Origin of the sequence: Aurantimonas aggregata, from assembly GCF_010500835.1 — a bacterium.
Lineage (GTDB): Bacteria > Pseudomonadota > Alphaproteobacteria > Rhizobiales > Rhizobiaceae > Aurantimonas > Aurantimonas aggregata.
In genome coordinates, this window is sequence record NZ_JAAAMJ010000005.1 from 99,652 (window position 1) to 117,988 (window position 18,337).

Annotated in this window: 18 protein-coding genes and 1 tRNA gene; 6 read left to right on the forward strand and 13 right to left on the reverse strand. The window is 66.8% G+C overall.

Annotated features, from left to right (window positions below):
- Complete coding sequence (locus GTW51_RS09405; RefSeq protein ID WP_163043662.1) at positions 1 to 555, forward strand: sugar transferase; 555 nt, start codon at positions 1 to 3, stop codon at positions 553 to 555.
- Here the strand turns inward: GTW51_RS09405 and GTW51_RS09410 are convergent.
- Both GTW51_RS09410 and GTW51_RS09415 read right to left on the reverse strand, forming a co-directional pair.
- Positions 552 to 1,802: an O-antigen ligase family protein gene (locus GTW51_RS09410; RefSeq protein ID WP_163043663.1), complete on the reverse strand. Its 1,251-nt coding sequence runs from the start codon at positions 1,800 to 1,802 to the stop codon at positions 552 to 554. The two genes, GTW51_RS09405 and GTW51_RS09410, sit on opposite strands and share 4 nt — an antisense overlap.
- Positions 1,799 to 2,551 (reverse strand): glycosyltransferase family 25 protein, encoded by a 753-nt coding sequence (locus GTW51_RS09415; RefSeq protein WP_163043664.1) that lies wholly within the window; start codon positions 2,549 to 2,551, stop codon positions 1,799 to 1,801. Before GTW51_RS09415 ends, GTW51_RS09410 begins: the two co-directional genes overlap by 4 nt.
- Positions 2,552 to 2,896: 345 nt before the next feature.
- On the opposite strand from GTW51_RS09415, the gene GTW51_RS09420 reads away from it, so the two are divergent.
- Both GTW51_RS09420 and GTW51_RS09425 read left to right on the forward strand, forming a co-directional pair.
- On the forward strand, positions 2,897 to 3,460 hold the full coding sequence (locus tag GTW51_RS09420) for a polysaccharide biosynthesis/export family protein (RefSeq protein ID WP_203565994.1): 564 nt from the start codon (positions 2,897 to 2,899) through the stop codon (positions 3,458 to 3,460).
- 228 nt (positions 3,461 to 3,688) lie between these two features.
- On the forward strand, positions 3,689 to 5,224 hold the full coding sequence (locus tag GTW51_RS09425; RefSeq protein ID WP_163043666.1) for an undecaprenyl-phosphate glucose phosphotransferase: 1,536 nt from the start codon (positions 3,689 to 3,691) through the stop codon (positions 5,222 to 5,224).
- On the opposite strand, the gene GTW51_RS09430 is transcribed toward GTW51_RS09425, so the two are convergent.
- Complete coding sequence (locus GTW51_RS09430) at positions 5,218 to 6,033, reverse strand: inositol monophosphatase family protein (protein WP_163043667.1); 816 nt, start codon at positions 6,031 to 6,033, stop codon at positions 5,218 to 5,220. The genes GTW51_RS09425 and GTW51_RS09430 overlap by 7 nt on opposite strands.
- A 366-nt stretch (positions 6,034 to 6,399) precedes the next feature.
- Positions 6,400 to 6,476, reverse strand: a tRNA-Pro gene (locus GTW51_RS09435).
- Positions 6,477 to 6,679: 203 nt separating this feature from the next.
- On the opposite strand from GTW51_RS09435, the gene GTW51_RS09440 reads away from it, so the two are divergent.
- Both GTW51_RS09440 and galE read left to right on the forward strand, forming a co-directional pair.
- Positions 6,680 to 8,101, forward strand: coding sequence for a phosphomannomutase (locus tag GTW51_RS09440; RefSeq protein ID WP_163043668.1), 1,422 nt, complete (start codon positions 6,680 to 6,682; stop codon positions 8,099 to 8,101).
- Positions 8,102 to 8,226: 125 nt separating this feature from the next.
- Positions 8,227 to 9,249, forward strand: a complete 1,023-nt coding sequence (gene galE / locus GTW51_RS09445; RefSeq protein WP_163043669.1) for a UDP-glucose 4-epimerase GalE — start codon at positions 8,227 to 8,229, stop codon at positions 9,247 to 9,249.
- 42 nt (positions 9,250 to 9,291) lie between these two features.
- On the opposite strand, the gene GTW51_RS09450 is transcribed toward galE, so the two are convergent.
- From GTW51_RS09450 to GTW51_RS09475, 6 genes are all read right to left on the reverse strand, one after another.
- A complete protein-coding gene (locus GTW51_RS09450) occupies positions 9,292 to 9,870 on the reverse strand; it encodes a MerR family transcriptional regulator (protein WP_163043670.1) in 579 nt (192 codons plus the stop codon).
- A gap of 26 nt (positions 9,871 to 9,896) precedes the next feature.
- Positions 9,897 to 10,235, reverse strand: coding sequence for an integration host factor subunit alpha (locus GTW51_RS09455; RefSeq protein WP_163043671.1), 339 nt, complete (start codon positions 10,233 to 10,235; stop codon positions 9,897 to 9,899).
- Positions 10,236 to 10,343: 108 nt separating this feature from the next.
- Positions 10,344 to 11,324, reverse strand: coding sequence for a beta-ketoacyl-ACP synthase III (locus GTW51_RS09460; RefSeq protein WP_163043672.1), 981 nt, complete (start codon positions 11,322 to 11,324; stop codon positions 10,344 to 10,346).
- Positions 11,321 to 12,388 (reverse strand): phosphate acyltransferase PlsX, encoded by a 1,068-nt coding sequence (gene plsX / locus GTW51_RS09465; protein ID WP_281354598.1) that lies wholly within the window; start codon positions 12,386 to 12,388, stop codon positions 11,321 to 11,323. The genes GTW51_RS09460 and plsX overlap by 4 nt, the downstream gene beginning before the upstream one ends.
- 85 nt (positions 12,389 to 12,473) lie before the next feature.
- Positions 12,474 to 13,052 carry a YceD family protein gene (locus GTW51_RS09470; protein WP_163043674.1) on the reverse strand — a complete coding sequence of 193 codons (579 nt, stop codon included), beginning with the start codon at positions 13,050 to 13,052 and terminating at the stop codon, positions 12,474 to 12,476.
- Entirely contained in the window at positions 13,049 to 13,579 is a 531-nt protein-coding gene (locus GTW51_RS09475; RefSeq protein WP_163043675.1) for a ubiquinol-cytochrome C chaperone family protein, read from the reverse strand. Before GTW51_RS09475 ends, GTW51_RS09470 begins: the two co-directional genes overlap by 4 nt.
- 188 nt (positions 13,580 to 13,767) lie before the next feature.
- Between GTW51_RS09475 and GTW51_RS09480 the strand changes: the two genes are divergently transcribed.
- Positions 13,768 to 14,250, forward strand: a complete 483-nt coding sequence (locus tag GTW51_RS09480; protein ID WP_163043676.1) for an outer membrane protein assembly factor BamE — start codon at positions 13,768 to 13,770, stop codon at positions 14,248 to 14,250.
- 74 nt (positions 14,251 to 14,324) lie between these two features.
- Here the strand turns inward: GTW51_RS09480 and GTW51_RS09485 are convergent, their stop codons facing one another.
- The 3 genes from GTW51_RS09485 to nusB form a co-directional block, all read right to left on the reverse strand.
- Positions 14,325 to 16,475, reverse strand: a complete 2,151-nt coding sequence (locus GTW51_RS09485; RefSeq protein ID WP_163043677.1) for a sodium-translocating pyrophosphatase — start codon at positions 16,473 to 16,475, stop codon at positions 14,325 to 14,327.
- Positions 16,476 to 16,620: 145 nt separating this feature from the next.
- Positions 16,621 to 17,844: an MFS transporter gene (locus GTW51_RS09490; RefSeq protein WP_163043678.1), complete on the reverse strand. Its 1,224-nt coding sequence runs from the start codon at positions 17,842 to 17,844 to the stop codon at positions 16,621 to 16,623.
- Positions 17,844 to 18,335 (reverse strand): transcription antitermination factor NusB, encoded by a 492-nt coding sequence (gene nusB / locus GTW51_RS09495; RefSeq protein ID WP_163043679.1) that lies wholly within the window; start codon positions 18,333 to 18,335, stop codon positions 17,844 to 17,846. The genes GTW51_RS09490 and nusB overlap by 1 nt, the downstream gene beginning before the upstream one ends.
- Positions 18,336 to 18,337: the final 2 nt, after the last annotated feature.

The following is an 18,337-nucleotide window of genomic DNA, read 5'->3' on the forward strand; positions in this document are numbered from 1 at the left end:
ATGAAACGTCTCTTCGATTTCACCGTCAGCGCGATCGGCCTCCTGGTTCTCGGATGGCTGATCCTGGTGCTGGTGATCGCCATCCGCCTGACCTCGCCGGGTCCCGGCCTGTTTTGGCAGGACCGGATCGGCCGCGGGCAAAAGCCGTTTCGCTGCTGCAAGCTGCGGACGATGGCCGAGGGCACGCCCCACGTGGCGACGCATCAGGCAGCCGCGGCGAGCATCACCCGGCTCGGCCGCTGGCTGCGGCGGGTCAAGCTCGACGAACTGCCGCAACTGTGGAACGTGCTGAAGGGCGAGATGAGCCTCGTCGGCCCGCGCCCCTGCCTGCCGGTACAGGCCGAACTGATCGCCGCCCGCGAGCGGCGTGGCGTCTTCGCCCTGCGGCCGGGCATCACCGGCCGGGCGCAGGTGCTCAGCGTCGACATGTCCGACCCCGAGCGCCTGGCGCGGATCGACGCCGAATACGCGGCGTCGCGAACCTTTGCGGGAGATGTTCGGCTGCTGGCTCAGACCTTCATCGGTGCCGGCCGCGGCGATCGGGTCGCGCTCTAGCCCATGCGGTGTGCGGCATGGGCAGGGGGACGTGTCGAGTATCGGAGCCGGAAGGCTTCTCGCCGGATCGACACCAGCACCAGCGTCATGAACGAGAACGTCGACAGGACCATCCATTCGTTCAGCAGCACGCCGTGGAACGAACCGAAGGTGACGACGAGGAACACGAAGGCGTAGGACGTCTCCACCACTCGCCCGCCAGGCGCAGCCCGGGTCACCTGGACCAGGAATACGCCGAAAATCCCGAGAAGAAGGCCGAGGCCGACCAGCCCATTGGATGCCGCCTCGTCCAGGAACATGTTGTGGAGGTGGGTGAAGCTGCCGACATAGCCGGCATTGTCGGCGGCAACGGCCGCGGCGACCGCTGCTACGCGATTGGTGCTGCCGACGCCCGTCAGGGGGTTGTCGGCTATGACCGCGAGGGTTCCGCCCCACATCACCGCGCGAACGTCGACGGATCCGGTCGCGACGCCGGTTTCTTCCAGCCGCTGGATCTCCTTCACGCCGGCGTCCCAGCGATTCTCCACAACGGAGGCTGCCGGGACCGCCATCGCCAATGCCACCGCGACGGCCGGCAGCGCCAGCCACCGTATCCGCGTCGGGATTTCACGCCAGCGCGGCAGGAGCGACAGGAGATCGAGGACGGCGACGAGAACGTAGACGAACCAGGCCGCGCGCGTGCCGGTGAGCAGCACGGGAACGAGCGAGACATAGGTCCACAGCCGGCTGTTCGGCAGATAGGGCTCCGGCCGCCTCGCCTCCATCCGCGCCGCCAGACCCGCTACGGCGACTAAAAAAGCCAGGATCGCTTCGTTGAGCCCGAGGCCGAGGCGATTGTCATTCAGCAGCGGATCGAAGGGGATCAGCACCATCACGGCGAGAATCGCGAGCCGGGAACCGAGGATCAGCGTGTCGAGCGGCTGCCGGATCAGGCTGATCGACATCGGCAGGAACACGAAGCCCAGCATGATCCCGGTATAGGTCAGGAAGCGGTTGTCGAGGATCGGTTCGTCGCGAGCCAGGACCAGAAGCACCGTCCATGCGACGTAGCAGACGATGATCGCGCAGAATGCCGGGTCGGCGTAGCGCCATGTTCGATGCCGGGCGAATCCGAGATTGACCCCGATCAGGCCAAACAGGCTGAAAATCCATTTGGCGAAAGGGTTGCCGAGTACCAGCAGCACCACGCCGAGGGTTAGGAAGGGCGAGTCGAAGGGCCGCCGCGCCAGAAGCCATCGCTTGATCATCGACGGTCCGATGCCAGTGCCGCGTAGGTCGCACGACGTAAGAACTCGGATGTCCGGAACGCCAGCGTCGTCATCCGCCGCCATGGTGCCAGCCTTGCCCTGGCATACATCTTCGTGCCGCCGATCAGGCTTTTCTTCGTGGCGGCGTTGCTGGTGACGAGGTCGGGGCGAACGTGCCGGATGCGCAGGCCGAGGGCCCAGCCGCGCTCCAGCGCCACGTCATAGGGCAGTCGCATCGGAACGAGCTTATCGCGCAGGATCGTCGCGGCGCGGCGGTTGATCAGGTAGCAGGCGGAGCTGCCGGTCGGACCAAACCACGCGAGACCCAACACTCGTCCTCCGGGAAGCCTGCGACGCGAACGGAGCGCCGGCATGCGATGGTGCATCAGCTTGACGAGGTCCCAGTCGTCGACCGCCGCGATGGCCTCGACAACGGGCACGAAGTCAGCGGTCGGGCGAACATCGTCCTCGAAGATCACCGCGGCATCGGCGTCACCGGACAGAAAACTGTCGAAGGCATCGAGATGGCTGGCGTAGCAGCCATATTCGCCATCCATCGGAACCTTGCCGTGCAACCGCCTGAACCCTGCCTCGTCGAGGACCCGTCGCCGCGTCTCGACAGAAGCAGCGGCGCCGTCGACCGCCGGCACACGCTCCAAGGTCAGGCCGCTGCTGGCAGCGTCGGCTGAGATGGCCGCGAGCCGGTCGGGAGAACGATCGAGATTGATGACGTAGTAGGCGATCTTCAAACCAAGACTTTCACCTGGGGGCGGCGGCGTCTGCCTCCGCGCCTCGAAAGCGCAGATCACAAGCCGGTGTCAAGGCAATGCAGGCCCGCAACTGCGGAGCGGGCCTCGTGACAGGCGATTGCGGCAATGCAATGCCCGACGCTGTCGGACCACACCGCTGCATGCAGGGCAGCAACCGTGGGCCTCGCCAGGCGCGGCGACGACTGCAACCATCCGATCAGCCGATCACGGAACCCCGCATTACTGCACTCCGTCCCGCTGCGCGTTTTACCGCCGGTTAACCATAACGATCTATCAACATGAACTCAGCTGCCTGCTGCCACGGCGGGAACCGACGGATCGGACATGATGCGAAAGACGACCCTGGCGCTGATCGGCGCGATGATGGCGTCCTTGCCGGGATGCGCTTCCTACAAGCCCGTCCCGCCGGCATTCCATGCCGTCCTCAACCAGCCCTATCACCTCGACAGCGGCGACGTGCTGCGCGTTACCGTTTTCGAGCAGGCCGGCCTGACCAATGCCTATCCCGTCGACAAGGCCGGCTACATCGCCTTCCCGCTGGTCGGATCGGTGCCGGCGCGCGGCCGCACGCCGCAGCAACTCGAAGCAACAATCGCCGACAGGCTGCGCGGCGGCTATCTGCGGGATCCGAACGTCACCGTGCAGGTGGACCAGTATCGACCGTTCTTCATCATGGGCGAGGTGACGACGGGCGGGCAGTACACCTACGTGCCCGGCATGACCGTGCAGAAGGCGGTCGCCATCGCTGGTGGGTTCACACCCCGCGCCGAGCAGGAATCGGTGGACATCACCCGGCAGGTCGGTGGCCGCATCCTCACCGGACGGGTGCTGACATCGGATCCGATCGTTCCAGGCGACACGCTCTACATCCGCGAACGCTGGCTCTAGTTCGAGCCGCACGTTCGCCCCCTTCGCAGTGCCGGCGGCCGGCGGCCTGCCACCTGACGCGGGAAAGGTTGCGCGTACCCGCCACTGTCTCGAATGCGTCGCTGCGCGGCAACGCATTCTTAGCCGCCCTGTGCCAGTGTGTTTCTCGAGCAGGCCCTGCCCCACGCGACCGGTAACATCGGCCGGACACGTGACGCGTCGGCCTGGATTTCGGGCGGAAGCAGGGTCATGGCAAATTACGAGAATGGCCTGCCGTTCACCCGGGAAGCCCTGCGCGCATTTCGTGCAGATACCGCCGACGAAGCGACGGCGCTCAACGCTTTCGCCAGGCGCGCCGCGCTTCAATACCAGAACAATTTCATCACCCCGCGGCTGCTCGCGGGCGTCTGGCGCGGCATCGAGTTCGCGCTGCTGATGGGGCTCGGGCTGGTGATCTTCATCGCCTATGTCGGCTCGTCCAGCCACCTGTGGCTGTCCTACCTCATCCTCTCGGTGCTGGGCGCGGCCGCCGGTGTCATCGCGATCGGCCTCCTGGACGGCTACGATCTGGGCGTCCTCAAGGGCAGCCTGGCGCAGTTCTGGCGTGTCGCAGTCGCCTGGGCGGGGACCCTGTCGCTGCTGACCGCGGCCCTGTTCTTCGTGTTCAACGACGGCGCCCATTCCCGCGTCTGGCTCGGCACCTGGCTTGTCGCCGGCTGCGGAACACTGTTCGTCGGGCGATTCGTGCTTCGCGCCAAGATCCGCCGCTGGGCCCGCAACGGCCGCATGGAACGGCGTGCCGTCGTCGTCGGCGGCGGCAAGGGCGCCGAAGACCTGATCCGCGGGCTGGAGAGCCAGCAGGACAGCGACATCCGAATCTGCGGCATCTTCGACGACCGGGACGATGCCCGTTCGCCGCCGATCGTCGCCGGCTACCCCAAGCTCGGCAACATCCGCGAACTGGTGGAATTCGCCCGGCTGGCGCGGATCGACATGCTGATCGTGACGCTGCCGCTGTCGGCCGAGCAGCGCCTCCTTTCGCTCCTCAAGCATCTGTGGGTGCTACCGCTGGACATCCGCCTGTCGGCGCATTCGGCGCAGCTGCGGTTCCGCCCGCGCACCTATTCCTTCGTCGGCGACATCCCCCTCATCGACGTGTTCGACCAGCCGTTGGCGGACTGGGACAGGGTCGGCAAGCGCGTGTTCGACGTGATCCTGGCCAGCCTGGCGCTGGTCGCCCTCTCGCCGGTGATGCTGGTCACTGCGCTGGCGATCAGGCTCGACTCGCGCGGGCCGGTGCTGTTCCGGCAGAAGCGCCACGGATTCAACAACCAGATCGTCGAGATCTACAAGTTCCGCTCGCTCTTCCACGAGATGTCGGATCCCCTCGCCCGGCAGATCGTCACTCGGGACGACAAGCGGGTGACCCGGGTGGGCCGCTTCATCCGGAAGACATCGATCGACGAGCTGCCGCAGCTGTTCAACGTGCTGCGGGGCGAGCTCTCGCTGGTCGGGCCGCGCCCGCATGCCGTACACGCGATATCCAGCCGCAACGAAACGTTCGTGCAGATCGTCGACGGCTATTTCGGCCGCCACAAGGTCAAGCCGGGGATCACCGGCTGGGCCCAGATCAAGGGATGGCGCGGCGAGATCGACAGTCCCGAAAAGCTCGAGAAGCGTTTCGAACACGACCTCTATTACATCGAGAACTGGTCGCTGCTGCTCGACCTCTACATTCTCGCCATGACCCCGATCAGCCTGCTGAAATCCGAATCCGCCTACTGATCCGGCCCGGGCAGAATGCCGGCGCGGCGCAGCAGGGAGCGATCGCCGACGGCGATGAAATCGGGGTTGGCAAACGGGTCTTCGCCGTCGCTTCCCGTGAGGCCGTAGGCGAGCGGCATGCCGTCGACGCGAACGGTGAGCCCACCGGCAGCCCGCAGGATCGCGTCGCCTGCCGCCGTGTCCCATTGCATCGTGCGCCCGAAGCGCGGGTAGAGATCGGCCCTGCCTTCGGCCAGCAGGCAGAATTTCAGCGACGAGCCGATGGACTGCCGCTCCCCCACCACGACACGGGAAAGATAGCTTTCCGTCCGCGGTGTCAGGTGGCTGCGGCTGGCGACGACGTCGAGCGCCGACAGCGCCGCCCGGGCGGCAAGCGGGTGAACCGCATCGTCACGTTCCACGACCGGGGGAGACCCGATTCCACCATGGAAGACCACGCCGGTCGCGGGGATCCCGACGCAGCCGAAGACCGGGATGCCGGCCTCGATCAGCGCGACATTGACCGTGTAGTCCGGCGTGCCGGCAATGAAGCTCTTGGTGCCGTCGAGCGGATCGATCAGCAGGAAGCGGCGGCCGACCTCAGGGATATGGCCAGCGGCAAACCGCTCCTCGGCCACGATCGGGACGTCGGAAGCTGCCTCGATGACGGCAATAATCGCCCGCTCGGCGGCTTCATCGGCTTCGGTCACCGGAGAACGGTCGGACTTGTAAGCCACCTCGCCAGCCGCCGCCGCTTGCGCGACGATCGCCGCCATGCCGGCGCGGACGGCCTCCACCATCACCGCCGGATCGATCGAAGATCTTGTCACCAGTTTCCTCTCACACTCTCCGGCGGCGTCGGCACTGCCCTCGTGGCACAGGACCGCCGCCGTGGCATCCCGTCCGTACGGCAGGCTCAACTATGGCAGACGGTCCCGAGCCGATCCACCAGGGTCTGCACGTCGGAGTCGCCGAGGAGCGGCGCAATCAGCGTTGCCGTTGGATCGGGCACGCTAACGGCAGGCGTCGCACCGCGTAAGGCCAGACGATTGAGGGCGATTCGGTTTTGTCGGTCTTGCAGGCGACGCAGATTCGTACGGTAGTCATCCGTGGATGCCCGGCTGCCAGCGAATGGCCATGCCATCGCGAGTCGGGCAGACCCAGTCCCACGCGGCGCCATCGACGATATTCGAGAGTGGTCGGAGCGAGAGGATTCGAACCTCCGACCCCTTGGACCCCATCCAAGTGCGCTACCAGGCTGCGCTACGCTCCGACTGCCAAAAGCCCTAGAGAAAACGGGGTTCGGACGCAAGAGCCTTCCGACGATGCATGGGGCATCTACGGGTTTCCGGCATTTTCCTCTTCCGGGCAGGCGGCAGACCCGGTAACGACCTTTCGTGTCAGGGGCCGGCGGCAGCGAGGGCGCCAACGCCGTCACTTTGCCGCGGATATTGCAGGCCAACGGGGAGACGAGCCATGGAAGCGCTGAAATTTGGCACCAGTGGATTGCGCGGGCTGGTCTCGGATCTCGTCGGCGGGCCGAGCTTCGCCTATGCCCTGGCGTTCCTGCGCCATGTAGCGTCGTCGGACGAGAGCGGGGCCCGGCGGGTCGTCTATCTCGGCCGCGATCTCAGGGGCAGCAGCCCGGAGATTCTCGGCGACTGCGCCGCAGCCGCGGCGGTCGCCGGCTTCGAGGCCATCGATTGCGGCGCCCTGCCCACCCCGGCCCTGGCGTTCCGATCGCTGCGGGAGGCCTGTCCGGCCATCATGGTCACCGGCAGCCATATTCCGGACGATCGCAACGGCTTGAAGTTCTACGGCCGCGACGGTGAGATCACCAAGGCGGACGAAGCGGGGATCCTGGCGGCCTTCGCGGCAATTGGCGACACCGAGCGGAATTCGCAGGCGTTGGCCGTCCCCGAGGACGCGACGGCGCTCGACGAATACGAGCAGCGCTATCTCGATTGCTTCCTGCCCGACGCCCTGGGCGGGTTGCGGATCGGCGTCTACCAGCACAGCTCCGTCGCCCGCGACCTGCTGATGCGATTGCTCAAGCGGCTCGGGGCGCAGCCGACGGCGCTGGCCCGCTCCGACCGCTTCATTCCCGTCGACACCGAGGCCCATCGGCCCGAGGACGTCGCCAGCATCGCGGAATGGACGAGCGAGGACGGCTTCGACGCGATCGTCTCCACCGATGGCGACGGCGACCGCCCGCTGATCGCCGACGAGCGCGGCACCCTGCTCAGGGGTGACCTGATCGGGCTGCTGACCGCCAGGCACCTCGATCTCACGATGATCGTCACCCCGGTCACCTCGAGCGCGTCGATCGAAAGGGCCGGCATCGCCGACCGCGTCGTGCGTACCCGGGTCGGCTCGCCCTTCGTCATCGCCGGCATGGCGGCCGCTGCGGCGGACGGCGCCGAGCGGATCGCCGGCTTCGAGGCGAATGGCGGGTTCCTGCTCTATTCGGACGTGGTGCTCGAGGGCGTGACCTTGACTGCGTTGCCGACGCGGGACGCGGTGCTGCCCATGATCGCCGTGCTCGCCGAGGCACGCGAGCGCGGCAAGAAGCTGAGCGAACTGGTAAGCGAACTCGACGCCGGCCATGCTGCGGCCCACAGGCTGGCCAATGTCCCCGGCGAGCGCAGCGCGGCATTCCTGACGCGCCTGTCCGGCGACGAAAACTTCCGACACGAGTATTTCGCGCCGGTCGGAACGGTGGCCGGCATCGACACGATCGACGGCGTCCGGACGCTCCTTGCCGACGGCAGTTCCATCCATTACCGCGCCTCCGGCAATGCGCCCGAACTGCGCTGCTATGTCGAGGCCGGCACCGAGGCCGAAGCGGCGCGGCTGCTGGCGTGGGGCCTGAAGCAAGCCGGCGCCGAAATCGGCTGATCGCGTCGGGATCTGACGTGCGAACGTCGTGCTCCGGGACCGGCTTCGCGGCGACCGGCCTCAGGGCTATGGTAGGCATGTCGCTTGCCCATCCAGCGACAACGGTACGAGTTTAGGAATCACGAATGGCGGTCATGGTCACCGGCGGCGCCGGCTATATCGGCAGCCACATGGCGTGGAAACTCGTCGAGGCGGGCGAGAAGGTGGTCGTGGTCGATCGGTTGAGCACGGGCTTCGAATGGGCCGTGCCGGCGGAGGCCGAGCTGGTCGTTGCCGACATTGCCGATCAGGACCGGATCGAGAGGGCGATGCGCGAGCACGGCGTGGATGCCGTCATCCATTTCGCGGGTTCGATCATCGTGCCGGAATCGGTCCTCGACCCCCTCGCCTATTATCGCAACAACACGGTCGCGTCCCGTAGCCTCATCGAGAGCGCGGTGCGGTCCGGCGTTTCGAATTTCATCTTCTCATCGACCGCGGCGGTATACGGCAGTCCGTCGGAAATCCCGGTCCGGGAAGGTGCCGCGCTCGCGCCGGAATCGCCCTACGGCACGTCGAAGCTGATGACCGAGATGATGCTGCGCGACACGGCGGCGGCCCACGACCTGCGCTATGCGGCGCTGCGCTATTTCAACGTCGCCGGGGCCGACCCCGAGGGCCGCAGCGGCCAATCGACCGAGAGCGCGACACATCTGGTCAAGGTCGCGGCGGAGGCCGCGACGGGCAAGCGGGATCACCTCTCGGTCTTCGGCACCGATTATCCGACCCCGGACGGCACCTGCATCCGCGACTACATCCATGTCAGCGACCTGGTCGACGCCCATTACCTCGCGCTTCGGCGCCTGCGTGCCGGCGGCGGCAACCTCGTGGCCAATTGCGGCTACGGGAGGGGCTATTCGGTGCTCGAGGTGATTAATGCGGTGAAGCGCGTCGCCGGCCATGACTTCGAGGTCAGGCGCGAAGAACGCCGGCCAGGCGATCCGGTGGCGATCGTCGCCAACGCCGACCTCGCCCGCCGCGAACTCGGCTGGTCGCCCCGTTTCGACGACCTGGAGACGATCGTGGCGCATGCGCTGCGCTGGGAAGAGATCCTACGAACCCGCAACACGACGCACCCGATGCGGCGGGGCAACGTCGTCGCCGGCTGAATGGCTTCTGCCGGAGCCTTGGACCGGAGGCGGAACTGATGCCTAGCGAACCTGGTCGAGCAGGCGCTTGCACTCCAGCAACTGGATGACGACGTCGTCGAGCGCCTTTGCCGCCTCGCGGGTCAGCCCCGACGATGGTGCCTGGGCGGCCGGGTCGCGCCGCAGCAGCCCCGCGAAGGACTTCGACGGCTTGCGCTCCGCCTCGACGCCCGGGTCCACTGCCGCCATCTGCCGAGGCTCCGCCGCGATGATGTCGATGTCGTCGAGGTGCACCTCGCCGGGTGCCGCGTCAGTTGGTGCGGGCGCCGCGCTGCGCCCCGCCTGGATCTGCTCGATCGCGCCGGTATCGCCAGAGCCGATGGCCACGACGAAGCGGTGGCCATTCTCCTTCAATATCCGCTGGACGCCCTTGATGGTGAAGCCCTTGACGTAGAGCAGGTAGCGGATCCCCCGCAGCAGCTCGACATCGTCAGGGCGATAATAGCGACGGCCGCCGCCGCGCTTCATGGGCTTGATCTGCGGAAAACGCGTCTCCCAGAACCGCAGCACGTGCTGCGGCAGGTCGAGATCGTCCGCGACCTCGCTGATCGTGCGGAAGGCGTCGACGCTCTTGTCGGTCATCGGCGGTGCGTCCGTGGCTGCACGCGCTATTCCGCGGCCTTCAGGACTTCAAGATCGTCGCGCCGCTCGCCGTGCGCTTCCAGGATACGATCCTTGAGGACGTTGGACGGCTTGAACACCGCGACCCGGCGGGGCGAGATCGGCACTTCCTCACCGGTCTTCGGATTGCGCCCGACGCGCTCGTTCTTGTCGCGGACGAGGAAGGATCCGAAGGACGATATCTTCACCGACTCGCCGGCTGCGATGGTCGTACACATCTCCTCCAGCACCATTTCGACGAGCTGAGCCGATTCGGTCCGGGACAGGCCGATCCTGCGAAATACCGCCTCTGCAAGATCTGCTCTGGTGAGAGTTCTTTCTCCCATGCGTTTCCCCCTGATTGCCCGGACGTCCCCGGAGCTCAACGTTGTGCCGTCATCGCCGTAAGTCACGAGATAGTCTGACGAAACGACAGTCGAATCAAGATACGATATTCACCAGCGGACCAGAACGGCGCCCCAGGTGAAACCGCCGCCCATCGCTTCGAGCAGGACCAGATCGCCGCTCTTGATGCGGCCATCGCGCACCGCCACGTCGAGCGCGAGCGGGATCGAGGCGGCGGACGTGTTTCCGTGGCCCTCGACCGTGATGATCACCTTCTCCGCGGCGATGCCGAGCTTCTTGGCGGAAGCGTCGATGATGCGCCGGTTGGCCTGGTGAGGCACGAACCAGTCGACATCGTCGGGTCCGATCCCCGCAGCTGTAAAGGACTCCTCGATGACGTCGGTGATCATGCCGACGGCGTGCTTGAAGACCTCGCGCCCTTCCATCCGCAGCTTGCCGACCGTGCCGGTGGTGGAAGGCCCGCCATCGACATACAGCTTGGACTGGTGCGCTCCGTCGGACCGCAGCCGCGAGACGAGGACGCCGCGCGGTTCTTCCGTATCGCCCGCCTCGACCGCTTCGAGCACGACGGCGCCCGCGCCGTCGCCGAACAGCACGCAGGTGGAGCGGTCCTGCCAGTCGAGAATGCGCGAGAAGGTCTCGGCGCCGACGATCAGCGCGCGCCGGGCCATGCCACTCTTCAGGTAGAGGTCCGCCGTCGTCAGGGCATAGACGAAGCCACTGCACACAGCCTGGATGTCGAAGGCGAAACCGTGGGCGATCCCGAGTTGCGCCTGCAGTTGCACGGCTGAGGCCGGAAAGGTGTTGTTTGGCGTCGCGGTCGCGAGCACGATCAGGTCGATATCGTCAGGCGTCAGGCCGGCCGCGTCGAGGGCCCGGCGGGAGGCTGTATCGGCCAGCGAGACGGTGGTTTCGCCCTCCCCGGCGATGTGGCGCGACGCGATCCCTGTGCGCTGGCGGATCCACTCGTCGGAGGTCTCGACGATGCCCTCGAAATCCTGGTTCCACATGATCCGCTCAGGCAGGCAGGATCCGGTCCCGCGCACCACGGACATCAGTCGTGACGTCATTGCATGCTTTCCGCGATATCTGTCGTTTCGCCTGACAGGCGATGGAAGCGGTCGAGATCGGCCTCGATCTTCTCCCGCAGCCCGTTGCGCGCCATGGCGTGGGCGAGGTCGATAGCGGCGGCGATGCCTTCCGGGCTAGCGCCGCCATGGCTCTTGATGACGATGCCGTTGAGGCCGAGGAACACGCCGCCATTCACCTTGCTCGGGTCCATCTTGTCCCGCAGCCGATCGAACGCGCTCCTGGCCAGGAGGTAGCCCGCCTTCGCCAGCCATGTCCGCGACATCGCCGCCTTCAGATAGGCGGCGATCTGGCGGGCGGTCCCCTCGGCTGTCTTCAGCGCGATGTTGCCGACGAAGCCTTCCGTCACCACCACGTCGACGATGCCCTGGCCAAGATCGTTGCCTTCGACGAAGCCGCGATAGTCGATGCCCGGGATCGGCATTTCCTTGAGCAGCCGGCCCGCCTCGCGGATATCGTCCTGGCCCTTGACCTCCTCGACGCCGATATTGAGCAGCCCGACGGTCGGGCGCTCGAGACCGAAGAGCGCCCGCGCCATGGCGCCGCCCATCATCGAGAAGTCGATCAGCTGCTGCGCGTCGGCGCCGATGGTCGCGCCGACGTCGAGGACGATGCTCTCGCCCTTCAGCGTCGGCCAGATCGCGGCGATTGCCGGGCGCTCGATATTCGCCATGGTGCGCAGGCAGAACTTCGCCATCGCCATCAGCGCGCCGGTGTTGCCGGCCGAGACGGCGACGTCCGCCTCGCCGGTCTTCACCGCGTCGATGGCGCGCCACATCGACGATTTGTACCGGCCCTGGCGCAGCGCCTGCGAGGGCTTTTCGTCCATGCGGATGGAGATATCGCAGTGATGGAAGACGGAGGCCGCCGCGAGTTCCGGATGCGCATCCAGAACAGGCTGGACCACATCGCTTTCGCCGAACAGTACGAAGCGGGTATCCGGGTGCCGCTTGAGCGCGATCGCGGCTCCCGCCAGAACCACCGCCGGCCCGTGATCGCCGCCCATGGCGTCGATCGAGATCGTGATGCCGGTGCTTGCAGTCAAATGATTCTCGCTTTCCCGCGCTGCCGCAACGCGGCGCGGCGCGAAGATATCCGTTTGCGCGGGAACGGCAACCGCCGATCGTCGGTCATTTGTTGCCCTTGTCGTCGGGCGCGACGAGCGAGGAAAGCGCGCCGAAGGCGGAGCGTCGGCCCGCATCAGGATCCGGATCGGTGTCGACTTCGTCGAAGGCTTCACCCTCGGCGCGAGGATAGGGATCGAGTGCCAACACCAGAGCCTCGGCGATATAGGGACCGAGATCGATGCGATCGCCCTGGAAGACTTCCGGCGGATCGTCGCCCTCGGGGTCGATGTGCAACTCGTGCTCGCTGGGTGCCGCGATGCGGGCGAGCTTCGAGCCCTCCGGCACGAAAACGGCCCTGAAGGCCTCGTCGATCGCCCGGTCGAGCGGCTCGAGGCTGACGACGCTTTCCTGCTGCACCCGGGCGACGATCGAGCCCTCGACGCGCACCCCGTCGCGGCGCCACGGCGTCGCGCGCAGGTCGACCTTGAGGGACCCGACCGCGACGATACCCAGCTGCCGCGCGAGCGCTGCACGTTCCCGCTCATCCGCCTCGAAGCGGACCGCCATGCCGTCGCGGGGCAGCTTGACCGCCGAGATCTCGTAGCGAAGGGCCACCCCGTCGTCGTTGTCTGCGCGGTTCATGTCGCTTCCCTCATCTCCAGTCGTCCGGCAAGAATCGCCGCCGCCGGCACTGCCTCGAGACAGTTGCCGGTCTCCCTCATGTAGGCGGCAAGTCGCTGTGGCGCACCCTCCCCGGCGTCAGGTGCGACGGCGCGGGGCCGAAGCGCCTCGGCGAGACGGCCGCTCCCCGGCTCGGCGTCCATGGCCGGATCGTAGGCCTTGACCCGCTCGTAGAAGATTCCCGCCAGCTTGCGCATGCGCTTGGGCACCGACTGGTCGCCAACGCCGAGTTCGCGGATCGAGCGGTCGACGTCGGCGATGAAGCGATCGACCACGTCCTGCGCCACCGGGCGAAGCGCTTTGTCTTCGCGGCAGCGGCGGAGGAACAGGAAGACGTGGATCGACAGCGCCTCGAAACGGCCCATGACGGTGTCCGGAATGCCTGCATCTTCATAGAGATGCGGCTGACGCGCGCGTTCGACGAGATCGACGTAGATCGCGTCGATGATCTCGCGATTTCGGCGGCCGGCTCGCAATCGTTGGAACATGATGGAATGCCTCGTCTCTGCGGCAGGCGGTGCCACAGGCTTGCGTCGATTGCAACGCCGCCAAAGGTGCTTTACCTAGGCTCCGCCGCAGCTTTTGCCGGCGATATCGGGATCTGCCGGGGGTATTTCGGCAGTGCCTCAGATAAGCCGCCAAGCCATAGGCAGCTCAGATCGGTGGCCCAGGGAGTATGATCCGCGTGAACAGTACCGTCCGCCTGAAACGACCGCTCCTTGCTTCCGCCGCCTTCTCGGTCCTGCTTGTCCTCGGGGCCTGCACGACGGCCGAGGTGCTGAACCAGGGTTACATCGTCGACGAGCGGTCGCTCGAGCTGGTGCCGGTCGGCTCCAGCCGCGAGCAGGTGCTGCTGGCGCTCGGCTCGCCCTCGACCACCGCCACCTTCGATAACGAGGTCTTCTACTACATCTCGCAAAAGCGGGTCCGGCCGGTCGCGTTCATGGAGCCGCAACTGGTGGACCAGCGCGTGCTCGCCGTCTATTTCGACGGCGAGGGCCGCGTCGCCAATATCGCCAATTACGGCCTGCAGAACGGCCAGCTCTTCGACTTCATCTCGCGCACGACGCCGACCGGCGGCCGCGACGCCTCGTTCCTCGGCCAAATCCTCACCGACACGACCAGCGGCGCGCCCGGCCCGCGCCTTCCGTCGCAGTAACGCGTCTTTCAGGACAGCCAAAAAAGGCCCTGCGAAATCATCGCAGGGCCTTTTTTCTTGGGCGGAATTCGCGCTCAGGAGTGCGCGAGCACCGCCAGCAGCAGCAGCGCGACGATGTTGGTGATCTTGATCGCCGGGTTCACGGCGGGACCCGCGGTATCCTTGTAGGGATCGCCGACCGTGTCGCCGGTCACCGAGGCCTTGTGCGCCTCCGAGCCCTTCATGTGCCGCACGCCAGCCGAATCGACGAAGCCGTCCTCGAAGGACTTCTTGGCGTTGTCCCAGGCGCCGCCGCCCGAGGTCATCGAGATGGCGACGAACAGACCGGTGACGATGACGCCCAGCAGCATGGCGCCGACCGCTGAGAAGGCCTGGCTCTTGTCGGCGACCAGCAGCACGGCAAAATAGACCACGATCGGCGCCAGGACCGGCAGCAGCGAGGGAACGATCATCTCCTTGATCGCCGCCTTGGTCAGAAGGTCGACCGCCCTTGCGTAGTTCGGCTTCGACGTGCCGGCCATGATGCCCGGATCCTCGCGGAACTGCTTGCGTACTTCCTCGACGATGGCGCCCGCGGCCCGGCCGACGGCGGTCATCGCCATGCCGCCGAACAGGAACGGGATGAGCCCGCCGAGCAGCAGGCCGACGACGACATACGGATTGCTGAGGGCGAAGTCGGGCTGCACGTCGCGGAAATATTCGTAGCCATTGCCGGCCTGTGCCTGTGCCACGAAGTATTGAAGGTCATAGTTATAGGCGGCGAAGAGGACCAGCGCGCCGAGGCCCGCGGATCCGATCGCATAGCCTTTGGTCACCGCCTTGGTGGTGTTGCCGACCGCATCGAGCGCATCGGTCGAGCGGCGCACGTCGGCGGGCAGGCCCGCCATCTCGGCGATGCCGCCGGCATTATCGGTCACCGGCCCGAAGGCGTCGAGGGCGATGATCATGCCGGCAATGCCCAGCATCGCCGTCACCGCGATGGCGGTCCCGTAGAGGCCGGCGAGCTGGAAGGTGGAGATGATGCCGCCGACGATGACGATGGTCGGCAGCGCGGTTGATTCCAGCGATACGGCGAGGCCCTGGATGACGTTGGTGCCGTGGCCGGTCACCGAGGCTTGGCTGATCGAGCGGACAGGCCGGAAACCGATGCCCGTGTAGAACTCGGTGATCCAGACGATAAGACCCGTCACCACGAGGCCGATGATGCCGCAGATGAACAGGTTGAGCCCGTTGATCGTCAGGCCTGCGGCCGACTGGCCGATGTCGCCGAAGCCGATCGTCGCCCAGGTGGCGATGGCCAGTCCGACGATCGACAGCAGCGTTGTCGCCCACAGGCCCTTGTAGAGGGCGCCCATGATCGAGCCGTTGGCGCCGAGGCGCACGAAGAACGTCCCGACGATGGAGGTGACGATGCAGGCGCCGCAGATCGCCAGCGGATAGACCATGGCGCTCTCGATGATGTCCGTGCCGGCGAAGAAGATCGCCCCCAGCACCATCGTCGCCACCACGGTCACCGCGTAGGTCTCGAACAGGTCGGCCGCCATGCCGGCGCAGTCGCCGACATTATCGCCGACATTGTCGGCAATGGTCGCCGGGTTGCGCGGGTCGTCCTCGGGAATGCCCGCCTCGACCTTGCCGACGAGATCGCCGCCGACATCGGCGCCCTTGGTGAAGATGCCGCCGCCGAGCCGGGCGAAGATCGAGATCAGCGACGCGCCGAAGCCGAGCGAGACGAGCGCGTCGATGACGGTGCGGTCGGAGGCGGCGAAGCCGAACTGGACGGTGAGCACGTAGAAATAGACGGTGACACCGAGCAGCGCGAGGCCGGCCACCAGCATGCCGGTGATCGCTCCCGACTTGAAGGCGATGCCAAGGCCCAGCGCCAGCGACCGGGATGCCGCCTGGGCAGTCCGGACGTTGGCGCGCACCGAAACGTTCATGCCGATGAAGCCGGCGAGGCCCGAGAGGATGGCGCCGATGGCAAAGCCCGTGGCGGCATAGAGCGATAGCAGGAACCAGGTGAGCGCGAAAACCACGGCGCCGACGATGGCGATGGTGGTGTACTGGCGCGCCAGATACGCCTGCGCGCCCTCGCGAATGGCGGCGGCGATCTCGCGCATCCGGGCGTTGCCCTGATCTGCGGAGAGAACGGAGCTGGTCGCCCATATCGCGTAGGCGATCGCCAGCAGGCCGCAAACGGCCACGACAATGAGAATTGTTGGCATGCTGTCCCCTCACCTGTGCACCTGGCGCGGAGCGCTGGCGCATACCCTGTTCTGCCTGCCCGCGGTAGGCTCCCCCCGCCCCCGGACAGAGTGAGGCTATAGGAAGGCCGAATGCCGTCAAGCAGTCAGATAGGTGGCGCGGGATTCAACCCTCGGCGGCAACCCGCCGGCCGCGTATCGCCTGCAGCGCGAGGGCGGCCAGGCAGGTCGCGACGACCGGGAAGACCACAAAGTTCATCGTCTCCCAGCCTGCCGCGACGTAGATCCGGCCCGACAGCAACGAAGCGGCGGCGACGCAACCGAACAGCACCATGTCATGCAGGCCCTGCGTCTTGTTGCGCTCCGAAGGGCGGTAGGTCTCGGCGACCATCGCGGTCGCGCCGATGAAGCCGAAGTTCCAGCCGAGGCCGAGGAGCACGAGGCCGAGCCAGAAATTCCAGATCGCCAGCCCCGCCAGCGAGACAGCAGCGCTGGCGGCGAGCAGCAGCATGCCGGTGGCGACGATCCGGGTCTTGCCGAAGCGGGCGATCAGGCGGCCGGTGAAGAAGCTCGGGCCGAACATGGCGAGCACGTGCCACTGGATGCCTAGTACGCTGACGTCGCGCGACAGGCCGCAGCCGACCATCGCCAGCGGCGCGCCGGTCATCACGAAGCTCATCGTCGCATAGGTGCCGACGCCGCAGAGCAGCCCGACGAGGAAGCGCGGCTGCCGGACGATTGCCGCCAAAGGGCGCGGCGGGATCGCATCGTCGACATGGTTCTCGCTCGATACGGGAGGCACCCGCAGGAAGCTGAGCACCGCGGCCCCGATCAGCCCGAGCACCGCCAGCGCGAAGAAGGCGCCGGCAAACTCCACCGGGAAGAACAGCCCGTCGGTGAAACGGACGGCCTGCGGGCCGATCACCGCGGCGAAGATGCCGCCGGCGAGCACGATCGCGATGGCACGCGGCTGATAGGTGCGCGGCGCACCGTCGGCTGCCGCAAAACGGTATTGCTGGGTGAAGGAGCCGCCGGTTCCGACCATCACCAGCGCCAGGGCGAACAGCCAGAAGCTTTGCTGGAAAAGCGCCAACGCGGCGCAGAGCGCACCGGTGGCCGTTATCAGGGACCCGGCCACGAAGCCGTGCCGGCGTCCGATCGCGCGCATCAGGGCGGCGGCAGGAATGGCGCCCAGCGCGACGCCGAGATTGTAGCCGGTGACCGGCAGCGTCGCGAAGGACTTGTCGGCCGCAAGGAGCCAGAAGCCGGCGAGGCCGCCGATGGAGATGGCGATCGGCCCGGCCGAACCGACGACCGCCTGCGCCGTTGCCAGCACCAGGGCATTGCGCCGGGCCGCATTTTCCGCGACGCCCCGCGCAATGCCCGTCATCAGTCGCGTCCCTTGCCCTCGCCCCGCTCGGACCGAGCGATGCGATCGAGAACGGCGTTGACGAGCTTGGGCTCCTCGTCGTTGTAGAAGGCCTTGGCGACGTCGACATATTCCGAAACGATCACCGCTACCGGCACGTCCTTGCGGGCGGAAAGTTCGTAGCAGCCGGCCCGCAGGATCGCCCGCAGCGTCGTGTCGAGACGCGACAGCGGCCAGTCGGTCGGCAGCGACGCGTGGATCAGCGGGTCGATGCTCGTCTGGGCGCGGACGACGCCCGAGACGACATCTCGGAACCAGGCGGCATCGGCATCACGATAGGTCTCGCCATCGATTTCCTGGCCGAGGCGATAGCTTTCGTATTCGGTGACCGTCTCCAGGAGACCGGTGCCGCCGACATCCATCTGGTAGAGCGCCTGCACGGCGGCGAGACGCGCCGCGCCGCGCTTGTTGGCCTGCTTGACGGAACGCGGTTGCGGGTCGGTGTCGGCCATCG

Coding starts and splice junctions, on each gene's coding strand:
- GTW51_RS09460 (WP_163043672.1), bottom strand. CDS start 11,324: ATGACGTCACGACTGATGTCCGTGGTGCGCGGGACCGGATCCTGCCTG.
- GTW51_RS09490 (WP_163043678.1), bottom strand. CDS start 17,844: ATGACGGGCATTGCGCGGGGCGTCGCGGAAAATGCGGCCCGGCGCAAT.
- GTW51_RS09410 (WP_163043663.1), bottom strand. CDS start 1,802: ATGATCAAGCGATGGCTTCTGGCGCGGCGGCCCTTCGACTCGCCCTTC.
- GTW51_RS09480 (WP_163043676.1), top strand. CDS start 13,768: ATGATCCGCGTGAACAGTACCGTCCGCCTGAAACGACCGCTCCTTGCT.
- GTW51_RS09405 (WP_163043662.1), top strand. CDS start 1: ATGAAACGTCTCTTCGATTTCACCGTCAGCGCGATCGGCCTCCTGGTT.
- GTW51_RS09420 (WP_203565994.1), top strand. CDS start 2,897: ATGATGCGAAAGACGACCCTGGCGCTGATCGGCGCGATGATGGCGTCC.
- GTW51_RS09470 (WP_163043674.1), bottom strand. CDS start 13,052: ATGAACCGCGCAGACAACGACGACGGGGTGGCCCTTCGCTACGAGATC.
- GTW51_RS09475 (WP_163043675.1), bottom strand. CDS start 13,579: ATGTTCCAACGATTGCGAGCCGGCCGCCGAAATCGCGAGATCATCGAC.
- GTW51_RS09455 (WP_163043671.1), bottom strand. CDS start 10,235: ATGGGAGAAAGAACTCTCACCAGAGCAGATCTTGCAGAGGCGGTATTT.
- GTW51_RS09440 (WP_163043668.1), top strand. CDS start 6,680: ATGGAAGCGCTGAAATTTGGCACCAGTGGATTGCGCGGGCTGGTCTCG.
- GTW51_RS09425 (WP_163043666.1), top strand. CDS start 3,689: ATGGCAAATTACGAGAATGGCCTGCCGTTCACCCGGGAAGCCCTGCGC.
- GTW51_RS09485 (WP_163043677.1), bottom strand. CDS start 16,475: ATGCCAACAATTCTCATTGTCGTGGCCGTTTGCGGCCTGCTGGCGATC.
- GTW51_RS09450 (WP_163043670.1), bottom strand. CDS start 9,870: ATGACCGACAAGAGCGTCGACGCCTTCCGCACGATCAGCGAGGTCGCG.
- nusB (WP_163043679.1), bottom strand. CDS start 18,335: ATGGCCGACACCGACCCGCAACCGCGTTCCGTCAAGCAGGCCAACAAG.
- galE (WP_163043669.1), top strand. CDS start 8,227: ATGGCGGTCATGGTCACCGGCGGCGCCGGCTATATCGGCAGCCACATG.